General features: G+C 66.9%; 12 protein-coding genes and 1 riboswitch. All 12 genes read left to right on the top strand.

The genetic code is table 11. The annotated features are described in order from the left end of the window. Positions 1 to 36 precede the first annotated feature (36 nt). The 12 genes from ABIC44_RS04040 to ABIC44_RS03985 all read left to right on the top strand — a co-directional run bounded on the left by ABIC44_RS04040 (position 37) and on the right by ABIC44_RS03985 (position 19,677). Positions 37 to 1,041, top strand: coding sequence for a glycosyltransferase family 2 protein (locus ABIC44_RS04040; RefSeq protein ID WP_354293829.1), 1,005 nt, complete (start codon positions 37 to 39; stop codon positions 1,039 to 1,041). Next, positions 1,038 to 2,030, top strand: a complete 993-nt coding sequence (locus ABIC44_RS04035; protein WP_354293827.1) for an acyl-CoA dehydrogenase family protein — start codon at positions 1,038 to 1,040, stop codon at positions 2,028 to 2,030. The genes ABIC44_RS04040 and ABIC44_RS04035 overlap by 4 nt, the downstream gene beginning before the upstream one ends. Then, the gene (locus ABIC44_RS04030) at positions 2,027 to 2,680 is read left to right on the top strand and encodes a PIG-L deacetylase family protein (RefSeq protein WP_354293825.1); all 654 of its coding nucleotides are present in this window, start codon (positions 2,027 to 2,029) and stop codon (positions 2,678 to 2,680) included. The genes ABIC44_RS04035 and ABIC44_RS04030 overlap by 4 nt, the downstream gene beginning before the upstream one ends. After that, the gene (locus ABIC44_RS04025) at positions 2,677 to 3,291 is read left to right on the top strand and encodes a class I SAM-dependent methyltransferase (RefSeq protein WP_354293823.1); all 615 of its coding nucleotides are present in this window, start codon (positions 2,677 to 2,679) and stop codon (positions 3,289 to 3,291) included. The genes ABIC44_RS04030 and ABIC44_RS04025 overlap by 4 nt, the downstream gene beginning before the upstream one ends. A gap of 32 nt (positions 3,292 to 3,323) precedes the next feature. Beyond that, a riboswitch (TPP riboswitch) is annotated at positions 3,324 to 3,433 on the top strand. A 31-nt stretch (positions 3,434 to 3,464) separates the two neighbouring features. Continuing rightward, the gene (locus ABIC44_RS04020) at positions 3,465 to 5,774 is read left to right on the top strand and encodes a TonB-dependent receptor (protein ID WP_354293821.1); all 2,310 of its coding nucleotides are present in this window, start codon (positions 3,465 to 3,467) and stop codon (positions 5,772 to 5,774) included. A 2-nt stretch (positions 5,775 to 5,776) separates the two neighbouring features. Continuing rightward, positions 5,777 to 6,931: a phosphotransferase enzyme family protein gene (locus ABIC44_RS04015; protein WP_354293820.1), complete on the top strand. Its 1,155-nt coding sequence runs from the start codon at positions 5,777 to 5,779 to the stop codon at positions 6,929 to 6,931. Further along, complete coding sequence (pnuC, locus tag ABIC44_RS04010; RefSeq protein ID WP_354293818.1) at positions 6,931 to 7,524, top strand: nicotinamide riboside transporter PnuC; 594 nt, start codon at positions 6,931 to 6,933, stop codon at positions 7,522 to 7,524. The genes ABIC44_RS04015 and pnuC overlap by 1 nt, the downstream gene beginning before the upstream one ends. Positions 7,525 to 7,735: 211 nt before the next feature. Then, positions 7,736 to 11,050: a PAS domain S-box protein gene (locus ABIC44_RS04005; RefSeq protein WP_354293817.1), complete on the top strand. Its 3,315-nt coding sequence runs from the start codon at positions 7,736 to 7,738 to the stop codon at positions 11,048 to 11,050. 395 nt (positions 11,051 to 11,445) lie between these two features. After that, on the top strand, positions 11,446 to 14,502 hold the full coding sequence (locus tag ABIC44_RS04000; RefSeq protein WP_502959817.1) for a TonB-dependent receptor domain-containing protein: 3,057 nt from the start codon (positions 11,446 to 11,448) through the stop codon (positions 14,500 to 14,502). Positions 14,503 to 14,667: 165 nt separating this feature from the next. Further along, positions 14,668 to 16,566, top strand: a complete 1,899-nt coding sequence (locus ABIC44_RS03995) for an AI-2E family transporter (protein WP_354293814.1) — start codon at positions 14,668 to 14,670, stop codon at positions 16,564 to 16,566. Then, positions 16,563 to 17,681 carry a YihY/virulence factor BrkB family protein gene (locus ABIC44_RS03990; RefSeq protein ID WP_354293813.1) on the top strand — a complete coding sequence of 373 codons (1,119 nt, stop codon included), beginning with the start codon at positions 16,563 to 16,565 and terminating at the stop codon, positions 17,679 to 17,681. The genes ABIC44_RS03995 and ABIC44_RS03990 overlap by 4 nt, the downstream gene beginning before the upstream one ends. Before the next feature lie 97 nt (positions 17,682 to 17,778). Further along, positions 17,779 to 19,677 carry a prolyl oligopeptidase family serine peptidase gene (locus tag ABIC44_RS03985; RefSeq protein WP_354293812.1) on the top strand — a complete coding sequence of 633 codons (1,899 nt, stop codon included), beginning with the start codon at positions 17,779 to 17,781 and terminating at the stop codon, positions 19,675 to 19,677. The last annotated feature ends 35 nt before the right edge of the window (positions 19,678 to 19,712 follow it).

Below are 19,712 nucleotides of genomic sequence, written 5' to 3'. Positions count from 1 at the left end.
GGGAGAAGGCTTCTGTTCGACGACGCGCCCGTGGTGATGTGCATTCCCGCCCGAAATGAGGAGGCGATGCTGCCCGCGCTGTTCGCCGCGCTCGCCGCGCTGAGTGTCGATGGGACGAGTGTGGAGGCATGCTTGTACCTCGATGACTGCCGGGATGGCAGTGTCGCGCTGGTCGATCGTCTCGGCCCGACCCTGCCGTTTCGGCTGCATGTCGCCCGGGGCGGGCGCGATGCTGCGCCCAATGCCGGGGCCGCCCGGCGCGCGGCGCTGGCGATGGGGCTGTCCGTCCTGGCGGGGCGCGAGGGCCTGCTCTTCACGACGGATGCCGACAGCACGCCGCAGCCCGACTGGATCGCGGCGGGTCGCCGGGGGTTGTCGCAGGCGGAGGTCGTCGCCGGGCGGATCCAGCGGGTCGATGCCGCATCCGATCCGCAGCAAAGCCACATCGAGCATTATTATGACCGATTGCACCGATATCGCCGGGCCATCGACCCGGTGCCATGGGAGGCGCGGGACACGCATCACTTCGGCGGTGGCGCCAATATCGCGATACGCGCCTCCGCCTATCGCGCGCTGGGCGGGTTCCTGCCGATCCCGTCGGGGGAGGACGCCCGCCTGCTCGATGATGCCGCGCGCGCCGGACTGCGCGTCCGTCGGGATGCGGCGATGATCGTGGAGACCTCGTCCCGGCGACAGGGGCGTATCGGCGGCGGGCTCGCGGGCCAATTGCTGGCGCTGGATCAGGGCGAGCCGCCGCGCATGGCCGATCCGCGCGGTGCGGCCTGGCAATGGCGCGCCCAGGCGGCCGCGCGGCAGAGCTTCGCCATGATCGACCGGGTCGACCGGCGCATCGCGCTCGGCGAGCGGCTGGGCCTTTCGGCGGACCATGTCCTGGGCGTCGCGCGCGATTGCCCCAATGCGGAGGCGTTCGCGATGCGGATCGTCCCGGCACCGGCCTTCCATTCCGGCCAGGTGTCGCTGTCGGACGCCGAAGATCTTCTGACCGAACTGGAGAGCCAATGGTGCGAGATCGCGGCATGACCGCCATGGCCGACGAACTGCGAAGCGCGATTGCCGCCATGGGCTGGGCCGAGCATCCCCCCGGCGATCCCCGGACGGTCGAGGACTATCTCGCGCTGCTGGCCCGGCTCTATGACATCGGCCGGCGTGATCTCCCGCTCGGGCGGTTGGTCGAGGGCCATGTCGATGCGGTGCAGATCGTGCGCCGCTACGGATCGGCGGCACAGGTGGAACGGCTGAGCGGGATACTGGCGCGGGGGGCGACATTGGGCGTCTGGAATGCCGGACTGGCGGGCGAGCCCCTGCGGCTGGACGGCGAGCGGTTGACCGGGGGCAAGAGCCATGCCTCGGGCGCCGGGGTGTTGAGCCACGCCCTGGTCACGGCGGACACGGCCGAGGGGGTGCAACTGCTGCTGCTCGATCTGGCGCGGGTCGCGCCGGTGATCGACCGCGACTGGTGGCGGGTGACGGGCATGCAGCGGTCCGAAACGCATCTGGTCCGCTGGCGGGACGGCGTCATCGCGCAGGACGACCGGATCGGCGCGCCGAACCTCTATGCGCGCGAACCCTTTTTCAGCGGCGGGGCGCTGCGGTTCGTGGCGGTCCATGCCGGGGGCGTGGCCGGGCTGTGCGACCTGACCCGCCGCCACCTAGTCGAGGCGGGGCGCGCCGACGATCCGTTCCAGTCGGCGCGGCTCGCGCGGTTGTTCGCGCTGGCGGAACTGGCGGCGGCCATCGTGTGGCGCGCGGCGCGATGCTGGTTCGGGGAGGAGGTCGAAGAGGCCCGGCTGGCGCGAGTCGCGGCTGCACGCATGGCGGTGGCCGACGCGGCCGAGCAGGCGATCGTGATCGCTCGGGAGGCGGTGGGGCTGGCGGGGCAGTTCCTCACCCATCCGCTCTCCGCGATGCTGTCCGATCTGGCGGTCTATCTGCGCCAGCCCATGCCCGACGCCCAGCGCCTTCGGGTCGGGCAGGCGGTGGCGCAGGGCTTGCTGGAGCTGTCGCTATGAGGCTGGACCTCAACGACGTCCGCCGGGCCGTCATCGTCGCGCCGCATCCCGATGACGAGATCATCGGGGCGGCGGGGCTGATCCAGGCGCTGCGGCGGCGGGGGAGCGGGGTTTGGGTCGTCGTGGTCAGCGACGGCGCCGCCTCGCATCCCGGCAGCCGGACATGGCCCGCCGCGCGTCTGATCGCCGCGCGCGAGCGGGAAAGCCGCCATGCGCTGCGCCGTCTGGGTATCCGGAGCGACCGGGTGACGTTCCTCGGGCTGCCCGATGGCGGGCTGATGGCGGAGGGCTATCCTTGCCGCGAGCGGCTGCACCGGGCGCTCCGCAAGCATCTGGGCATCGATCTGCTGGTCGGGCCCGCCGCCACGGATGCCCATCCCGATCACCGGGCGGTCGCGGCCGCGCTTGGCGGTTTTCGCTTCGGCGGGCGGCGTCTGACCTATCAGGTGTGGCCGCCGCAAAAGCGGATGGCCGCGCGGAGCCGGACCGTCTCGATCCCCGGCGGCGCTGCGGCGAAGCGCGCGCTGATCCGGGTGCATCGGAGCCAGCTGGGCGCGATCACCGACGATCCCCACGGCTTTTCGATCGCACGCCATGAACTCGCGGTCTTTTCCCACCCGGTCGAGCGTTTCCTCCCGGTAAGGCGATGAAGGCGATCGATCTTGGCGGCTTTGCCGAGAAGTTCGCGGCGGACGACGATCCCTGGCGGACCTTCTCCAACCGGGACGAGGCGGTGAAGCGCCGGGCGATCCTGCATGCGCTGGGCCAGGGGCCATGGGGCAGGGTCCTGGAACTGGGCAGCGGCAATGGATCGAACAGCCGCGCCATCGCCCGCCGCGCGCTTCGGCTCGACGCGACCGAGGGGACGGTCGAGGGCACCCGCCTGACGGCGCGGGCGATCGCTGCCTGGCCGCGAGCGCGGGCGATACCTTTGGCCTTGCCCGCCCGGTTTCCGCGACGGGATTATGATGCGATCGTCATCGCCGAACTGCTCTATTATCTTTCGCCCATCGCGATGCGGCATGTCGCGCGTGGCGTCGCCGCGGCCTTGCGCCCCGGCGGGCGGCTGGTCCTCGCGCATCATCGCATCGACTATTATGATTTCGCGCAGCACGCCGCCGACATCCAGGAATGCTTCCTGCGGATGACCGGCATGACCTGGCAGGTCGAAACGATGCGCCGCCGGGCGCGCTGGCATGTCCTCGTCGCGCGGCGGTGCGACGGGGTGCCCCGGACGGGTCTTTCCTCCCGCCATCGATAATCATTTGCTTACGGGCCGTAAGCGCCTAGACGACGCCATCCCCGGGGAACCGCTGATGCGCGGTCGAGAGATGAGCAGCAGCCCATGACCCGCCGAACCTGATCCGGCTGATACCGGCGTAGGGAGGGTGGCGGTTCCTTCGTCGTCCTTCCGTGTGAAGTGGACGAGAGACGATGGCTGTTGAGATTTCGTGCGATCGCAAGACGATCCGATATGGTGCCCTGCTGCTGTCCGCCGCGTGGCTGGCGCTGCCCGGCGCGGCCTCGGCGCAGCGGGCGACCGACGCGCCCGCCGATATCCGCGTGATCGGCCACCGCGATCCCGAGGGGCTGCTGCCCGACCAGACCGAACCCAAGGCGGTCAGCGAGATTTCCTCGGACTTCATCGTCAAGCAGGCCCCGACGCTGAACGCCTTCCAACTGGTGAGCCTGCTGCCCGGCGCCAATGTCGCGTCCAGCGATCCCTATGGCCTGTCGACCAGTTCCAGCCTGACGCTGCGCGGTCTGGGGCAGGATGAGATCGGCGTGCTGATGGAGGGCGCGCCGCAGAACGACATCGGCTATTACTACGCCTATCCGTCGCAATTCGCCGATGCAGAGAATGTGCGGGCGATCCGGCTGGCCCAGGGGGCGGTCGATCTCGCCTCGCCGACCGTCGGCGGCGCGGGCGGTCTATTGTCGCTGTCGCTCGACGATCCCAAGGCGGCGCGGGGGATGCTCGCCGATCTGTCGCTGGGGTCGTACAATATGCACCGGGCCTTTGTCCGGGTCGATACGGGGACGATCGGAAATACCGGGCTGAAGGCGTTTCTGTCCTATTCCAACACCCGCGCGGACAATTGGCGCGGCGCAGGCTATGATCTGCGCCAGCATGTCGATGCCAAGCTGCTGGGCGAATGGGGAAACGGCAACCGTGCGAGCCTGGCCCTGTCGTACAACGACGCCAATTCCTCCAGCTATGCCAGCCCCACCCTGGCCGATTGGCGCGCGCGGGGACGCGGTTTCAACTATGACGCGCAATATACGCCGGGGAATACCAATTATTGGGAACTGTACCGGGCGCCCTTCCGCAACCTCTATGCCTCGGCCCCCGTGCATCTGGTCCTGGGCGATCGGCTGACGCTGGACGCCACGACCTATCTCCAGTTCGGCTATGGCAATTCGCCCTATGGCACCCAGCTTGCGACCACCGGCAATTTCCTGGGCAACGAACAACTGGCGCAGCCGATCGCGCTGCCCGGCGCGGTGAATGGGGTCGCGACGGTGCTGGGCAATTATACCGGCGATCAGATGCGGATCGGCCAGGTCGCCAGCCTGACGCTGCGCGCGGGCATCCACCGGCTGACCGCGGGCCTGTGGTTCGACTATGGCACCGATCGCGTCACCCAGACCTATACCGCCGTCGGCACCGACGGACGCCCGGCCGACCGCTGGGGCTATCGCAGCAAGGCGATCCGCACCGCCGATGGCCGCCTGCTCGCCTATGAGAACCAGCGCACCGCGACCGTGACGAAGAGCGTCTTCGTGGCCGACAGCATCGCGCTGAGCCCCAGGCTGACGGTCGATATCGGCTTCAAGGGCGTCAACCTGCTCCGCAACGGCCGCAATTACCTGCCCGGACCGCAGACCCGCGTGCGCAGCGACAGCTTCGCTGCCCTGCCGCGCGCCGCCGTCCATTATGATCTCGACGATCGCCAGCAGGTCTTTGCCAACGTCACGACCAATTTCCGGACGCCCAACGAATTCACGCTGTACGACAGCTATGACGGCGGCGTGGTCTCGACGCGCGGGACGGACGCGTTGAAGAACGAATATTCGGTGTCGCAGGAGCTCGGCTATCGCTATATCGGGCCCAGTGTTTCCGCCTCGGTGACCGGCTTCCACTACAAATTCCGCAACCGCCAGCTGGCGACCGTGGTCGACAATGGCGGGGCGCTGGTCAATTCGACCCTGAACGCGGGCGGACAGACCTCCTATGGCGTCGATGCCGAGATCGATTATCGGCCCGCCAGGGGCGTCAGCGTCTATGTCTCGGGCGAATATCTGCGCACGCGGATCGATGACGATCTGCCGGTCGGCGGAGACTATTTGCCGACGCGGGGCAAGCGGGCGGTATCCAGCCCGACGCTCCAGTTCGGCGCCGGTGGCACCTATGACGATGGGCATCTGTTCGGCAGCATCGCGGGCAAATATGTCGGTCGCCAATATGCGACGTTCATGAACGACGAGAGCATCCGGGGATATGCCACGCTCGACCTGGCGATCGGCGTCCATCTGGCCGATTGGCTCGACGGCAAGCGGACCGATCTGCGGGTCAATGCGATCAACGTCACCGATCCGCATGTCCTGGCGGGGGTTCAGTCCGTCACGACCAACGCGAGCGATGTCGTCGGGCGCGGCGGCACGATCATCAAGGGCAATGCGCCGTCCTATTATATCGGCGGCGGATCGGCGGTCGTCGCGACGATTTCGCGCGGGTTCTGAGCATGGCCATCCCGGACGAGGCGGGCGCCGGTCACCGCGTCCATGGCATGGGGCTGGCGATGGAGGCGCCCACCTGGCCCGCGATCACGCCCGAGGAAGCGGCGGCCGTGCTGGCGCACTATCCGCAGGCCGCCCGGATCGAGGCGCTGCGCTGGCACTCGCCACGTCCCTTTTCCGCCGCGACGCTGATCGACACGACGGAGGGCATGCTGCTCGTCAAGCGGCATGATCGCCGGGTGCGCACGGCCGCCGGACTGGCGGAGGAGCATCGCTTCATCGCGTATCTCGCCGCTGCGGGCGCGCCGGTGCCCGAGATATGGCGCACGGGGCAGGGGGAAAGCGCGGTCGCGCTGGGCGAGGCGACCTATGAGGTCCATCGCCAGGCGCCGGGCGAGGATCTGTATCGCGACCGGCTGTCCTGGACGCCGTTCCAGTCGCTCGCGCACGCCCATGCCGCCGGGGTTTCGCTGGCGAGGCTGCACCGCGCGTCGCTCGGCTATGATGCGCCGCCGCGCCCCGTGCAGCCCCTGGTCGCCAGCTTCGGCATCCTGCCGGCGATCGATCCGATGACGGCCGCCGAAGCCTATGTCGCCGCGCGTCCGGCGCTGGCCGCGTTTCTCGCCGGGCATGCCTGGCACCGTCGCCTGTCGTCGCTGTTCGCCGCGTGGGGCGAGGGGCTGGCCCGGCATATCGCAGGTCAGCCGCCCCTGTGGACCCATAATGACTGGCACCCCTCCAACCTGCTATGGGCGGCGGACGATACGGTCCGGGCCGTGTTCGACTTCGGGCTGGCCGATCGCAGCTGTGCCGCGCATGATCTGGCGATCGCGATCGAACGGACCGCCATTGCGTGGCTGGAACTGGGGGAGGGGCGCGATGACGCCATCGCCGACCCCGCATCGGCACTGGCGCTGATCGCGGGCTATGAGGCGATGTCCCCCATCGACCCCGCCATGATGGAAAGCGTCATCGCAATGTTGCCGCTGGTCCATGTCGAGTTCGCCCTGTCGGAGATCGATTATTTCGCCGGGGTCGTGGGCGACCGGGACGCCGCCATGCTGGCCTGGGAGGGGTATCTGCTGGGTCATGCGGACTGGTTCGGATCGGCGGCGGGGCGGGATTTCCTTGCGGAGCTTCGGGCGGGGCGGAAACTGTGATGTCGACGCTCGAGATGGCGGCGGTGGTCATCAGCTTCCTGGCGATCTGGCTGACCGCGCGGCGAAGCCTGTTCTGCTGGCCGCTCAACCTCCTTGCCTGCGCGCTGTATTTCAAGCTGTTCCTCGACGTGCGGCTCTATGCCGATATGGTGTTGCAGGCGGTGTTCGGGGTGGGCATCCTTTATGGCTGGATCGTCTGGAGCCGCGAGCGTCGCGATACCGGCGCGGTCGTGGTGATGCCGATGTCGCGCCCCAAGGCGCTGGCGGGGCTGGCGCTGGGCGCGTTCGGCGCGGTGGCGATCGGCTGGTTCACCAGCCGACATACCGATGCGGCGCTGCCCTGGATGGACGCGACGCTCAGCGCCTTCAGCCTGGTCGCCCAATATTGGACGGCACGGCGTCACCGGGAGAATTGGCTGCTCTGGATCGTGGTCGATGTCGTCTATGTGGGCATGTTTCTCTACAAGGGATTGCTGCCCACCGCCGGCCTTTATGCCGTGATGATCGGGCTGGCGGTGATCGGCTACCGGGATTGGCGGCGCCCCTCGGCGGCCTCGGAAGGGGAGCGTCCCGCCGTGCCGCCGACAGCCTGATGAAGAAAAAAAGCGCAGCGGTCAGATTTCGATTGAGCGGGGCCGATATTTGAGCGTTAGGTTCTCCTATGCGGCATGGAAGTGGATGTGGTCGATGGTTCAACGCTGGCGGTGCCATGCGGGGGACGCCTATGGTCCCTTCGGCGCTCCGGTCGCACCCGCGATCCGACACCAGCCGCCCCGCCGTTAACACCGACGCGCCGACTGCCGCATGACGGGCCCCAAGGTCGCGCCGCCCTGGAGCGAGGAAGCCCGTGTCGCGGCGCTGCACCGCTATGCGATATTGGATACGGCGCGCGAGGTGGAGTTTGACGATATCGTCCGGCTCGCCGCCGATATTTTCGAAGCGCCGATCGCGGTCGTCAATCTGATCGCGGCGGATCGCCAGTGGTTCAAGGCGGAGGTCGGCATCGGCGCCGACGAACTCCCGCTCGAAGTGTCGCTCTGCGCCCATGCGATCCTGCAACCGGGCATCTTCGTCGTGCCGGATACCACGGCGGACGAACGGTTCGCCTGCAACCCGCTGGTGGTGGGAAGGCCGGGCCTGCGTTTCTATGCCGGGGCCCTGCTGGAAACCCCGGACGGGCTGCCGATCGGCACGGTGTGCGTGCTCGATACCAAGCCCAGGCCAGAGGGCATCACCGAGCGTCAGCGTCTCACGCTCGAGGTGCTGGCGCGGCAGGTCATGACCCAGCTGGAGCTGCGTCGCGAGATCACGCTTCGCGACGAACGGGCGGAGCGGCTGGAGGCCGAGATCCTCAGGCGGCGCGCGGCCGACCATGCGCACCGCGAGAGCGAACGGCGCCTGAACGCGGTGCTCGACAATACCCGCATGGCGGTGTTCCTGATGGATGACCATCAGCAGTGCGTCTATGCCAATGCGGCGGCCGAGGGTCTGACGGGCTATGCGCTCGCCGAGATGCAGGGGCGGCCGCTCCACGACGTCGTCCATCACACCCATCCCGACGGATCGCATTATCCGCTGGAGGAGTGTCCGATCGACCGGGCCTTCCCGGAACGCGCGCAGATGAGCGGCGAGGAAGTGTTCGTCCGCCCGGACGGCAGCTTCTATCCGGTCGCCTTCACCGCCAGCCCGCTGCTCGGCGATGACGGCCAGCCCATCGGCACGGTGATCGAGGCACGCGACATCACCGCCGAGCGCGCCAGGGACGCGGCGCTGCGCGAGTCGGAGGAGCGGTTCCGCAACATGGCGGATCACGCCCCGGTGATGATGTGGGTGACCGACCTGGAAGGACGCTGCACCTATCTGAACCGTGCATGGTACGCCTTCACCGGACAGGACGACCGGGTGGCCGAAGATTTCGGCTGGCTGGACGCGGTGCATCCGGACGATCGGGACTGGTCCACCAACGTCTTCCTGGCCGCCAATGCCAGGCAGGAAGCGTTCCGCCTCGAATACCGCCTGCGTCATCGTGACGGGACCTATCGCTGGGCGATCGACGCTGCATCGCCGCGCTTCGGCACCGATGGTCTGTTCCTGGGCTATATCGGCTCGGTCATCGACATCCATGAGCGTCGCGAGGCTGAGAATGCGCTGCGGATCAGCGAGGAACGCTATCGGACGCTGTTCGAGGCAATCGATGCGGGCTTCTGCATCGTCGAGGTCGATTTCGACGGCGATCGCGCGTTGGACTATTGCTTTGTCGAGGCCAACCCGGCGTTTGAGCGACAGACGGGGCTGATCGACGCGGTCGGTCGCACCGCTCGCGAGCTGGTGCCGGGCCTCGAACAATTCTGGTTCGACCGCTATGGCCATGTCGCGCGGACCGGCGAGGCGATCCGTTTCGAGAACGGCTCCGACGTGATGGGCCGGTGGTTCGACGTCTATGCCCTGCGGGTCGGGACACCCGAGGCGCGTCGCGTCGCCATCCTGTTCAACGACATCAGCGCCCGTCGTCGTGCCGAACTTCAGCTGCGCGAAATGAACGACACGCTCGAGCGCCGGGTGGAAGAGGCCGTCGCGGAGCGCAAGCTCTGGGCCGATGTCATCGAGAATACCGACGCACTGATCGCCGTGGTGTCGCCGGACTTCCGCTTCCTGGCGTTGAACTCGGCCTATGTGGTCGAGTTCGAGCGCATCTATGGCGTCTGCACGCATGTGGGCGACGCGCTCCCCGACCTGATGGAGCGTGTTCCGGCGCATCGCGAGGCGGTGCTCGGCATCTGGCAGCGCGCGCTGGACGGCGAGGAGTTCATGGTTGTCGAGGCATTCGGCGATCCCGACCGGACGCGGCCATATTATGAATTGCGCTTCAACGCCTTGCACGACCGCGACGGCGCTTTCATCGGTGCGTTCCAATATGCGGTGGATGTCTCCGCCCGGCTGCGCGATCAGGCGCGTCTGGCCCAGGCCGAGGAACAGCTCCGTCAGGCGCAGAAGATGGAGGCGGTCGGCCAGCTGACCGGCGGCATCGCGCACGACTTCAACAACCTGCTGGCCGGGATCAGCGGCAGCCTGGAGGTGATCGAGCGCAGGCTTTCGGCGGGGCGGACCGACGGGATCGACCGGTTCATCAACGGAGCCCAGGCCTCGGCACAACGGGCGGCGGCGCTGACCCAGCGGCTCCTGGCCTTTTCGCGCCGGCAGACGCTCGACCCCAAGCCGATCGACGTCAACCGGCTGGTCTTCGGCATGGAGGACCTGATCCGCCGCACGGTCGGCCCGTCGATCAAGGTCGAAGTGGTCGGCGCCGGCGGGCTATGGGTCGCGAAGGTCGATGCCGCGCAGCTGGAAAGCGCACTGCTCAATCTGGCGATCAATGCGCGCGATGCGATGCCCGGCGGCGGGCGGCTGACGATCGAGACGGCCAACAAGTGGCTAGACGATCGCGGCGCGCGCGAACGCGACCTGGCGCCGGGGCAATATCTGTCGATCTGCGTCACCGACAGCGGCACCGGCATCCCCAAGGACATTGTCGACCGCATCTTCGATCCGTTCTTCACCACCAAGCCGATCGGGCAGGGGACGGGTCTGGGCCTGTCGATGATCCATGGCTTCGTGCGGCAGTCGGGCGGGCAGGTCCGGGTCTATACCGAGGAAGGGCATGGGACGACCATGTGCCTCTACCTCCCGCGCTTCATGGGCGAGGTCGGTCAGGAGGACGAGCCCGACGAGGCGATCCCGGACGATGGCGCCGGGCGGACGGTGCTGGTGATCGATGACGAAGAGACGGTCAGGATGCTGATTGTCGAGGTTCTGCAAGACGCGGGCTATACCGCAATCGAGGCGGACGACGGGCCGTCCGGCTTGCGGATCCTCCAGTCGGACATCGACATTGATCTGTTGATTACCGATGTCGGCCTGCCCGGCGGGATGAACGGCCGCCAGGTGGCCGATGCGGCTCGCGAAGGGCGCCCGGACCTCAAGATCCTGTTCGTAACGGGATTTGCCGAAAATGCCGCGGTCGGGAACGGCCATCTGGCGCCCGGCATGGAGGTGGTCACCAAGCCGTTCGTGATGACCGAGCTGGGCAACAAGATCGCGGAGATGCTTGAACCGCGATAGGCCGGGAGCGCCGTGATCGGGACAGGTCGGGACCGGCATGGACGTCCTGTGCAACGCTATGACGAACAACGGATAATTCCCGCCGGTGCTCGCGTGCGTGGATAGCCCTATCGGCAGGACGAGGCAGTTCGGCATGTCGATTACAGGCCTATCCCGATGCCGTGACATGTTCGGAAACATTGCATGTATCGTTAATCAGATATTTCTATGGTGCTTCCCGTCGAGTGCCATGATTTCAACTTGTTGCATTCCGTAACTACAGGTCCATCATTTTTAACGAGCCGGTAACTTTGCGTGCCGTAAGCGCTCCCGCACCGCAGTGCCAGATCATGGCGAGTATCAAACTGGCGACAAAAGTCGCCGCTGCGTGAACAGGGAAGGGCTTGGTGACTTTGATGAATTCCGCATTGTGTACCCTGCGGTTTGGGATTTCGACGGTGGCTCTGCTGACCGCGATCGCTGCTCCGGCTTATGCGCAGGAAGCGGTGGCGCCACAGGCGACCGATACCGCCGAGCAGGCCGAAGCGCCGCAGACCCCGGTCGCACAGGATGCGAACATCCAGCAGCGCCCCGCCGCGCCCGTGGCGAAGCGCGAGGCGCCGCAGAGCGGCACGGTCGTCGTCACCGGCACGCTGTTCCGCGATTCCAACGCCAGCTCGATCTCGCCGGTCACCGTCCTGACCTCCGCGACGCTCCAGCGCGCGAACATCACCACCGCCCAGGACGCGATCCGCTCGGTCTCGGCGGACAGCGCGGGCTCGATCTCGACCGGCTTCCGCAACGGCTTCTCGGCGGGCGGCGCGGCCGTATCGCTGCGCGGTCTGGGCGTCTCGTCGACCGTGGTGCTGATCGACGGCCTCCGCTCGGCGAACTTCCCGCTCAACGATGACGGCCATAACGCCTATGTCGACCTGAACTCGATCCCGTTCAGCACCATCGACCGCATCGAAGTGCTGAAGGACGGCGCATCCTCGACCTATGGCGCGGACGCGATCGGCGGCGTGGTCAACCTGATCAGCAAGAAGAATGTCCAGGGTATTCAGGGCTCGGTCCAGGGTGGCACCACCGAAAAGGCCGATGGCTCGCACTATCGCGCCACGCTGACCGCCGGGTTCGGCGACTATCGCGAACAGGGCTTCAACTTCTATGTGAACGGCGAATATACCTATGACGGGTATATCACCAACCACTCACGCGGTTACCCGTTCAACACGCTCGATCTGACCCCCAGTGGCCTGCTCGACCGTAACCGCAACGATGACTCGCTGGTCCAGCCCAACCCGCAGGCGGTCGTCACCCGCGTTCGGCAGACCGATCTCAACAATCCGCTCGCCGGTCAGGTCGGTGCACCGCTGACCAACCAGTACCAGCTGCTGATCAATCCCAGCGCCTGCCCCTTCGGCAGCTTCACGGTCTCGTCCGGTTCGGCGCAGGGCACCGGTTGCAAGCACAACCTGCCCGATGAATATTCGATCATACAGCCGCGCCAGGAGCGTTACTCGACCACGGCCCGCCTGAACGTCCGTCTGGCCGAAGGTTGGGAAGCATTCGCGAGCGGCAGCTACTCGCATTCCGAAGTCGATATTCGCGGCACCCCGTCGGGCATCCGCCAGACCCAGCCCTTCGGCGGTTCGGCGGCGCTGGCCTCCAGCAGCCCTGGCATCGTCCTGCCGATGTATGTCTGCTCGGCGGGCGTGAACTGCGCCACGGCGGCCGATCGCCGTCTGAACCCGAACAATCCCTATGCGGTTGCCGGTGCCGATCCCACGCAGAGCGCGGCGCGCATCTATTATCTCTTCGGCGACATCCCCGCCAACAGCCATCGCTATGTCGACGTGTTCCGCGCGACCGGCGGCATCTCGGGCGATCTGGGCGGCGGGTTCAAGTTCCGTCTGAACGGCGTCTATGCGCGTGACAATTTCAGCGTGACGCAGCGCGGCTTCATCAACATCCAGGGTCTGCTGAACGCGATCAACACGGGGTCGTACAACTTCGTCAATCCGGAGCAGAACACGGCTGCGGTGCGCAACCAGATCTCGCCGGATCGCACGACGCCGTCCTATTCGACGGTGGCGACGATCGGCGGTTCGCTGCTCAAGTCGCTGATGGAACTGCCGGGCGGCGAACTCAATGTCGGCGCGGGTTTCCAGATCCGTCGCGAGACGCTGATGAACCGCAACCAGAATGCGGACCTCAGCTATTATTCGCTGAACACGTCGTCGGCACAGGGCCGTCAGACCGTGACCGCCGGGTTCTTCGAGATCGACGCGCCGTTCCTGCGGAGCTTCGACCTGAACGTCTCGGGCCGTTACGACCACTATTCGCAAGGCTATAGCCACTTCTCGCCGAAGGTGGGTGCGAAGTTCACCCCGGTCGAGCAGTTCTCGCTGCGCGCGACTTATTCGCAGGGCTTCCGCGCACCGACCTTCGCGGAAAACAACCCGGCCAGCAGCTATTCGGGCTTCTCGTCCTTCACGCCGCCCGCCAGCTTCATCGCCGCACATCCGGGCAACAGCGCCTATACGAGCACCTACAGCATCGGCAGCGGCTCGACCGGCAATGCCAATATCCTGCCCGAAGTGTCGCGCAGCTTCACCGTCGGCACGATCTTCAAGCCGGTGAACTGGTTCAACCTGACCGTCGACTATTACAACATCAAGAAGTCGAACCTGATCGTCAGCGGACCGCTCCGCGCCCAGGCGATCGCGGCCTATTATGGACAGACCAACGCGACCGCCGGTTGCGCCGCGCTGGCGGCGGTGGGTCCGGGCTATCAGTGCAACGTCATCGATGCGCCGGATCCCAACAACCCGAACGCGCTGCCCCGTCTGCTGGTGTTCAACGTGCCCTACGTCAACGCCAACTATCAGGTCAGCTCGGGCATCGACGTGCAGGCCAATGCCGCTTTCGAGCTGGCCAATGGCGCGCGCCTGATCAGCCGCCTCGACGTCACCCGCGTGCTTCGCCTCGACCTGGTGACCCCGGCGGGCGTGGTGCAGAAATATGCCGGTACGCTTGGGCCTTACCAGCTCTCGTCGGGTGGCGGTACGCCACGCATCCGTGGCAACTGGCAGAACTCGCTGGAGGTGAACAACTTCTCGATCACCGCGACGACCTATTATGTGGGTCGGATCAAGCAGGTCGCGGCCGATCAGATCACCCCGGTCAACGGCGTGATCGACCTGTCGTGCAAGAACACGATGGCGCCCATCGTGCAGGGCAGCGACGTGAACAACCAGTGCTATATCCGCCCGTTCATCTACACCGACCTGAACCTGGGCGTGCGGGTGAACGATCAGTTCCGCTTCTTCTTCAACATCCAGAACCTGACCAACGCCCGCGCTCCGCTGGCGGCGGCCGCCTATACCAGCAATCCGAACTATCTGAGCAGCTGGCATTATGCGGGCCTGGTCGGTCGCAACTTCAGCGCTGGCGCGAACTTCAACTTCTAAGCCAGTACGCCTGACCCTTGCGCACCGGACGGACCTCGTGTCCGCCCGGTGCGCTTTTGTTTTCGGGCCGGTTCGTCGGCGACGAAACTGGGCCCGAACGTCCGCGCACGAATGCGTGGACCAAAGTCGATCAGCGGGAGTTTGCGTTTTCCGAAGGGAAAACAGATGAACGATCGATCGGGGCAGCAGGCATCGGCCGCCAGCGTGACCGCCGCCAAGGTGCCCAGCCGCGACGGATTGCTCGGCCTGGCGGTGGCCGTCGTGGTGGTGGCGGGGCTGTTCCTCGCCAAGGACGTGCTGATCCCGATCACGCTGGCCGTGCTTCTGTCGTTCGTCCTGTCGCCGATCGTCTTGCTGCTGCGGCGATTGCGGATTCCGAAGGGCCTTGCCGTGTTCGTCGCGGTGCTGAGCGCGCTTGGCGTGCTCGGCGGTATCGGGACCCTGGTCGGCGTCCAGGCGGCCTCGTTGTCGGACGAGGCGCCGCGCTATGTCACCAGCATCCAGTCCAAGATGGAGAATGCGACGGGTTTCCTGACCAGGTCGCTCCCGTTCCTGGGGGCCAACAGTTCGGCCCCGGCGGTGACCGCCGATCCCAGGCTGGTGCGCGGCACCCGAACCCACCCGCTGAACGTCCGCGTCGTCGAGCAGAAGGCACCAGTCCTGCAACAGGTTGGCGGCTATCTGGAGCCGGTCCTCGCCCCGTTCGAGACGTTCGTGATCGTGCTCGTCGTGGCGATCTTCATCCTGATGCAGAAGGAGGATTTGCGCGACCGGCTGATCCGGCTGTTCGGATCGTCCGATCTGCATCGCACGACTGCCGCGATGGACGATGCCGGGCGACGCCTCAGCCGCTATTTCCTGTCGCAACTGGCGGTAAATGCCAGTTTCGGCCTGACGGTCGGGATCGGCCTGTGGCTGATCGGCCTGCCGGTGCCCGCTTTATGGGGCATATTGGCGGGCGTGCTTCGCTTCGTCCCTTATATCGGTGCGCTGCTGGGGGCCGCCCTGCCGTTGGTGGTCGCCGCTGGGATCGATCCCGGCTGGTCTACCATGCTGATGGTCGCGGGGCTGTTCATCGTCCTGGAGCCGGTGATCGGCTATGTGATCGAGCCGCTTCTCTATGGTCATTCGACCGGGCTTTCGCCGCTGTCGGTGGTGCTGGCGGCGGTGTTCTGGACCTGGATATGGGGGCCGGTCGGGCTGGTCCTGTCGATGCCGCTGACCTTGCTGCTCGTCGTCCTCGGGCGGCATATCCCCAGCCTGGAATTCCTCGACGTGGTGCTCGGCGATCGCCCCGCGCTGACCCCGGTCGAGAGCTTCTATCAGCGGATGCTGGCCGAAGACCCCGACGAAGCGCTGGAACAGGCCGAAAGCCAGCTCGCCGACCGGTCGCTGACCGCTTATTATGACGAAGTGGCGCTGGCCGCGCTGAAACTGGCGGCGGCGGATGTCGAGCGCGGTGCGATCACCCGCGACCGCGCGACGCGCGTCGTCGACTCGATGCTCGTCCTCGTCGGCGAGCTGGACCATCAGGACGATACCGCAAGCCCGCTGGAACCGCGCGGCGGATTGTTGCGGCCGCTGCCCGACGACCGTTCGGGCTTCGATGAAACGGCGCCCGCTTCGCTTCCCTCGGCGCCGTCCGGCTGGGAGCGGGGTGGCAGCGTATTGTGCATCGCGGGGCGCGGCGTGCTCGACGATGCCGTCACCGCGATGCTTCAGCAGTTGCTGACGAAGCGGGGCTTCGGTGCGAACCGGGTGCCGCACGAGGCGGGCTCGCGCGCCAATATCGACCGGCTCGATGCGTCGGGCGCCCGCATGGTGTGCATCTCCTATCTGGAGATTGGCGGCTCGCCATCGCATCTGCGCTATCTGGTCCGCCGTATCCGCTCGCGCGTCGGGCCCGTCCCGATCCTCGTCGGGCTGTGGCCGGAGGGAGAGGCGGCGCTGACCGACCGCGAGATCCAGCGGACGCTGGGCGCGGACATCTATGTCGGCACGCTGGGCGCGATGGTCGAGGCCTGTCTCGACCATGCCGGGGCCGAGCGGGAGGCGGCGGCATGACCGGGGCGGACGATCGTGCAGGCGAGGGTGCCCGGACGCCGTTGCAGGTGCCGCCTCGGGGCTGGCTCGCCATTCTCCGGCGCACCTGGGCGGAGATGGGCACCGACAATATCGGGATCATCGCGGCCGGGATCGCCTTCTACGTCTTTGCCGCGATCGTGCCGACGCTGGGCGCGGTGGTCCTGAGCTATGGCCTGTTCGCCGATGCGGATACGGTTCGGCAGAATGTCGAGGGCCTGTTCGCCTCGCTGCCGCGCGATGCCGCCTCGATCATCACCGACCAACTGCTGACGGTGGTCGAAAGCTCGAAGAACAAGCAGGGTCTGGGCCTGGTCGTCGCGCTGTTGTTGGCCTGGTACGGTGCGACCAAGGGGTCGTCGGCGATCGTTACCGGCCTGAACGTGGCCTATGATACCCAGGAGACGCGCGGCTTCGTGCGGCTGAACCTGTTGCAATTCGCGATCGTGGCCGGGGGCGTCGCGTTGATCTTCGTTGCGATCGGCACGACGATGCTGCTCGCCTTTCTCAGCGGGCTGATCCCCGACGCGCCGACCCCGATCCTACTGCTCATACGCCTAGGAGGCTATGTGCTGCTGGCCTTGCTGGTCGTCACGGCGGCGGCGATCCTGTTCCGGTTCGGCCCCGATCATCGCCATCCGCACTGGATATGGCTGTCGCCGGGGTCGGTGGGTGCGACCCTGCTCTGGCTGGCGGGAACGGCGGGGTTCGGTTTCTACGTGTCGAACTTCGGCAATTATGGCGCGACCTATGGTTCGCTGAGCGCGGTCATCGTCACGCTCACCTGGCTCTGGCTGACCGCCTATGTGTTCCTGATGGGCGCGGAACTGAACGCCGAACTGGAACGGCAGGTGGAAGGCGAGGGGGGCGAGGCGAAAACCGCAACCGATGGCCCGGTGACGCCGACAAAGCCCGATCCGGCGCAGGAACCGGCGGCCAGCACTCCGACCGCGATCCTGCTGGCCTGGGCAGGGAACGGGACCATGGCCACGATCGGTTTCGCCCTGCTGCGCCGGGGGCGGCCGGTCGGGATCGTCGCCCTCTCGCTTGCCGCGCATGCCGCATGGCGAAGCCGCCCCCCGCGCCGCCGGGTCTGATCCCTCCACCGGGCGAGCACAGGCTATCCGTGCGCCGGGATGTGGCTTAAACGAAGGCCGCAGACCCTGCCGCCTTGCCTCGTTCGAAGGATGTTTCATGCGTCTTCCCGTTGCCCTGCTCCTTGCGTCGTCTCTGGCTTTTCCGGTGCAGGCGGCCGTCCATCGCTATGGCGGCCTGACCCTCGCGCCGTCGGGTGGTGAGGTGGCCACGATCGAGCTGGACGGCGGCACGCATCCGGCCGTCGTGCTGCGCAATGCCGGGGACGGGCGGGTGGTGCGCCGGATCGATCCCTGCGCGACGTGCAGCTATTCGGGGCTGACCTTCACGCCCAAGGGGGACGGCGTGGCCTTTCTCGCGCGCGACCGGGAGCGGGGCGTCGTGACCCTGATGATCGCACGCGGTGACGGGGTTCGCCCGGTCGCGACCGTCGAGGGGCTGGCCTCGACCCCACGCTTCTCGCCCGATGGCAAGCGCGTGGCGATGCTGATCACGCTAGGGGCGACCAAGGATGTCGGCGCGACCCAGGCGGGTGCGCGGCAGGTCGGCGAGATCGGCGTCGCCAATGACGAACAGCGTCTGGCCATCGTGCCGGTAGGAGAGGGGACGACCAAGGCGATGCCGCTGTCGCCGCAGGGCCGCTATATCTACGAATATGACTGGACGCCCGACGGGACCGCTCTGGTCGTGACCTCGGCGCTCGGCAACGGCGATGCGAACTGGTGGGTGGCGACGCTCGACCGGGTGGATGCCAACACCGGCGCGGTCACCGCGATCGCCAGGCCGTCGACCCAGATCAACATGCCCCGCGTCTCGCCCGATGGGAAGACGGTCGCCTATATCGGCGGGCTGATGAGCGATTTCGGTTCGATCGGCGGCGATGTCTGGACGGTGCCGCTGGCCGGGGGCACGCCGACCGACCAGACCAAGGGGCAGCCGATCACCTTCACCTCGCTGGCCTGGACCAAGGGCGGGCTGCGCGCCGCGACGCTGCGCAACGATCAGATGGGGGCCGTCGCGATCGAGCCCGGTCGTGCTCCGCGTCCGCTATTTGCCCGGCCGGTGGGCCTCTCCGCCGGCGACGGCCGGATCGCCTGGGATGCGAAGGGCGAAATGGCCGCCAGCGTCGTCGAGGACTTCACCCATGCGCCCGCCATCTATGCGGGGCCTGCCACCGCCTTGCGCCAGATCACCCATGACAATGACGCCGCACATCCCGCCGTCCAGGCGCGCAGCGTGACCTGGACGAACGAGGGGTTCACCGTCCAGGGTTGGCTGTTGTCGCCGCTGTCCGCGCGGCCCGGCGTGAAGGCCCCGATGATCGTGCAGGTCCATGGCGGTCCGGCGGCGGCCAGCACGCCGCGCTTCATCGAGAAGGGGTTGGCCAGCGCGTTCGAGGATGCGGGCTATTACCGCTTCCTCCCCAATCCGCGAGGCTCCTATGGTCAGGGCGAGGCCTTCACCGCCGCCAACAAGCGCGACTTTGGCGGCGGCGACCTGCGCGACATCCTGGCGGGGATCGATGCGGTGGAAAAGCTGGCCCCGGTCGACGATGTGCGGCTGGGCCTGACCGGCTGTTCCTATGGCGGCTTCATGGCGATGTGGGCGAATACCCAGACCAATCGCTTCAAGGCGATCGTGGCGGGCGCGGGGCTGTCCGACTGGGTAAGCTATTACGGCACCAACGGCATCAACACCTGGATGATCCCCTATTTCGGCAAGTCGGTCTATGACGACTACAAGGCCTATGAGGACGTCTCGGCGGTCTATCACGTCAAGACCGCACGCACCCCGACCTTCATCTATGTCGGCGAGCGCGATATCGAGGTGCCGCCGACCCAGTCGGTCGAATGGTGGAATGCGCTGAAAAGCCAGGACGTGCCGACCAGCCTCGTCATCTATCCCGACGCCGGACATTGCGTGCCGACCCAGGCGGGCGATGTGATGAACCGGCAACTGGCATGGTTCGGCAAATATCTGGGCCAGCCCCAGCGCTGACTGCCCGCCCTGCCGCCTAGGGACGGAGCGGAGAG

Origin of the sequence: Sphingomonas sp. 1185, assembly GCF_040544655.1 — a bacterium.
GTDB lineage: Bacteria > Pseudomonadota > Alphaproteobacteria > Sphingomonadales > Sphingomonadaceae > Sphingomonas.
The sequence above is the reverse complement of the archived record's forward strand: the minus strand, read 5'-3'. Positions and strand labels throughout refer to the sequence as shown.

Excerpts from the sequence above, each read along its gene's own strand:
- ABIC44_RS04040 (WP_354293829.1), top strand. The coding sequence starts at position 37 with ATGTGCATTCCCGCCCGAAATGAGGAGGCGATGCTGCCCGCGCTGTTC.
- ABIC44_RS04035 (WP_354293827.1), top strand. The coding sequence starts at position 1,038 with ATGACCGCCATGGCCGACGAACTGCGAAGCGCGATTGCCGCCATGGGC.
- ABIC44_RS04030 (WP_354293825.1), top strand. The coding sequence starts at position 2,027 with ATGAGGCTGGACCTCAACGACGTCCGCCGGGCCGTCATCGTCGCGCCG.
- ABIC44_RS04025 (WP_354293823.1), top strand. The coding sequence starts at position 2,677 with ATGAAGGCGATCGATCTTGGCGGCTTTGCCGAGAAGTTCGCGGCGGAC.
- ABIC44_RS04020 (WP_354293821.1), top strand. The coding sequence starts at position 3,465 with ATGGCTGTTGAGATTTCGTGCGATCGCAAGACGATCCGATATGGTGCC.
- ABIC44_RS04015 (WP_354293820.1), top strand. The coding sequence starts at position 5,777 with ATGGCCATCCCGGACGAGGCGGGCGCCGGTCACCGCGTCCATGGCATG.
- pnuC (WP_354293818.1), top strand. The coding sequence starts at position 6,931 with ATGTCGACGCTCGAGATGGCGGCGGTGGTCATCAGCTTCCTGGCGATC.
- ABIC44_RS04005 (WP_354293817.1), top strand. The coding sequence starts at position 7,736 with ATGACGGGCCCCAAGGTCGCGCCGCCCTGGAGCGAGGAAGCCCGTGTC.
- ABIC44_RS04000 (WP_502959817.1), top strand. The coding sequence starts at position 11,446 with ATGAATTCCGCATTGTGTACCCTGCGGTTTGGGATTTCGACGGTGGCT.
- ABIC44_RS03995 (WP_354293814.1), top strand. The coding sequence starts at position 14,668 with ATGAACGATCGATCGGGGCAGCAGGCATCGGCCGCCAGCGTGACCGCC.
- ABIC44_RS03990 (WP_354293813.1), top strand. The coding sequence starts at position 16,563 with ATGACCGGGGCGGACGATCGTGCAGGCGAGGGTGCCCGGACGCCGTTG.
- ABIC44_RS03985 (WP_354293812.1), top strand. The coding sequence starts at position 17,779 with ATGCGTCTTCCCGTTGCCCTGCTCCTTGCGTCGTCTCTGGCTTTTCCG.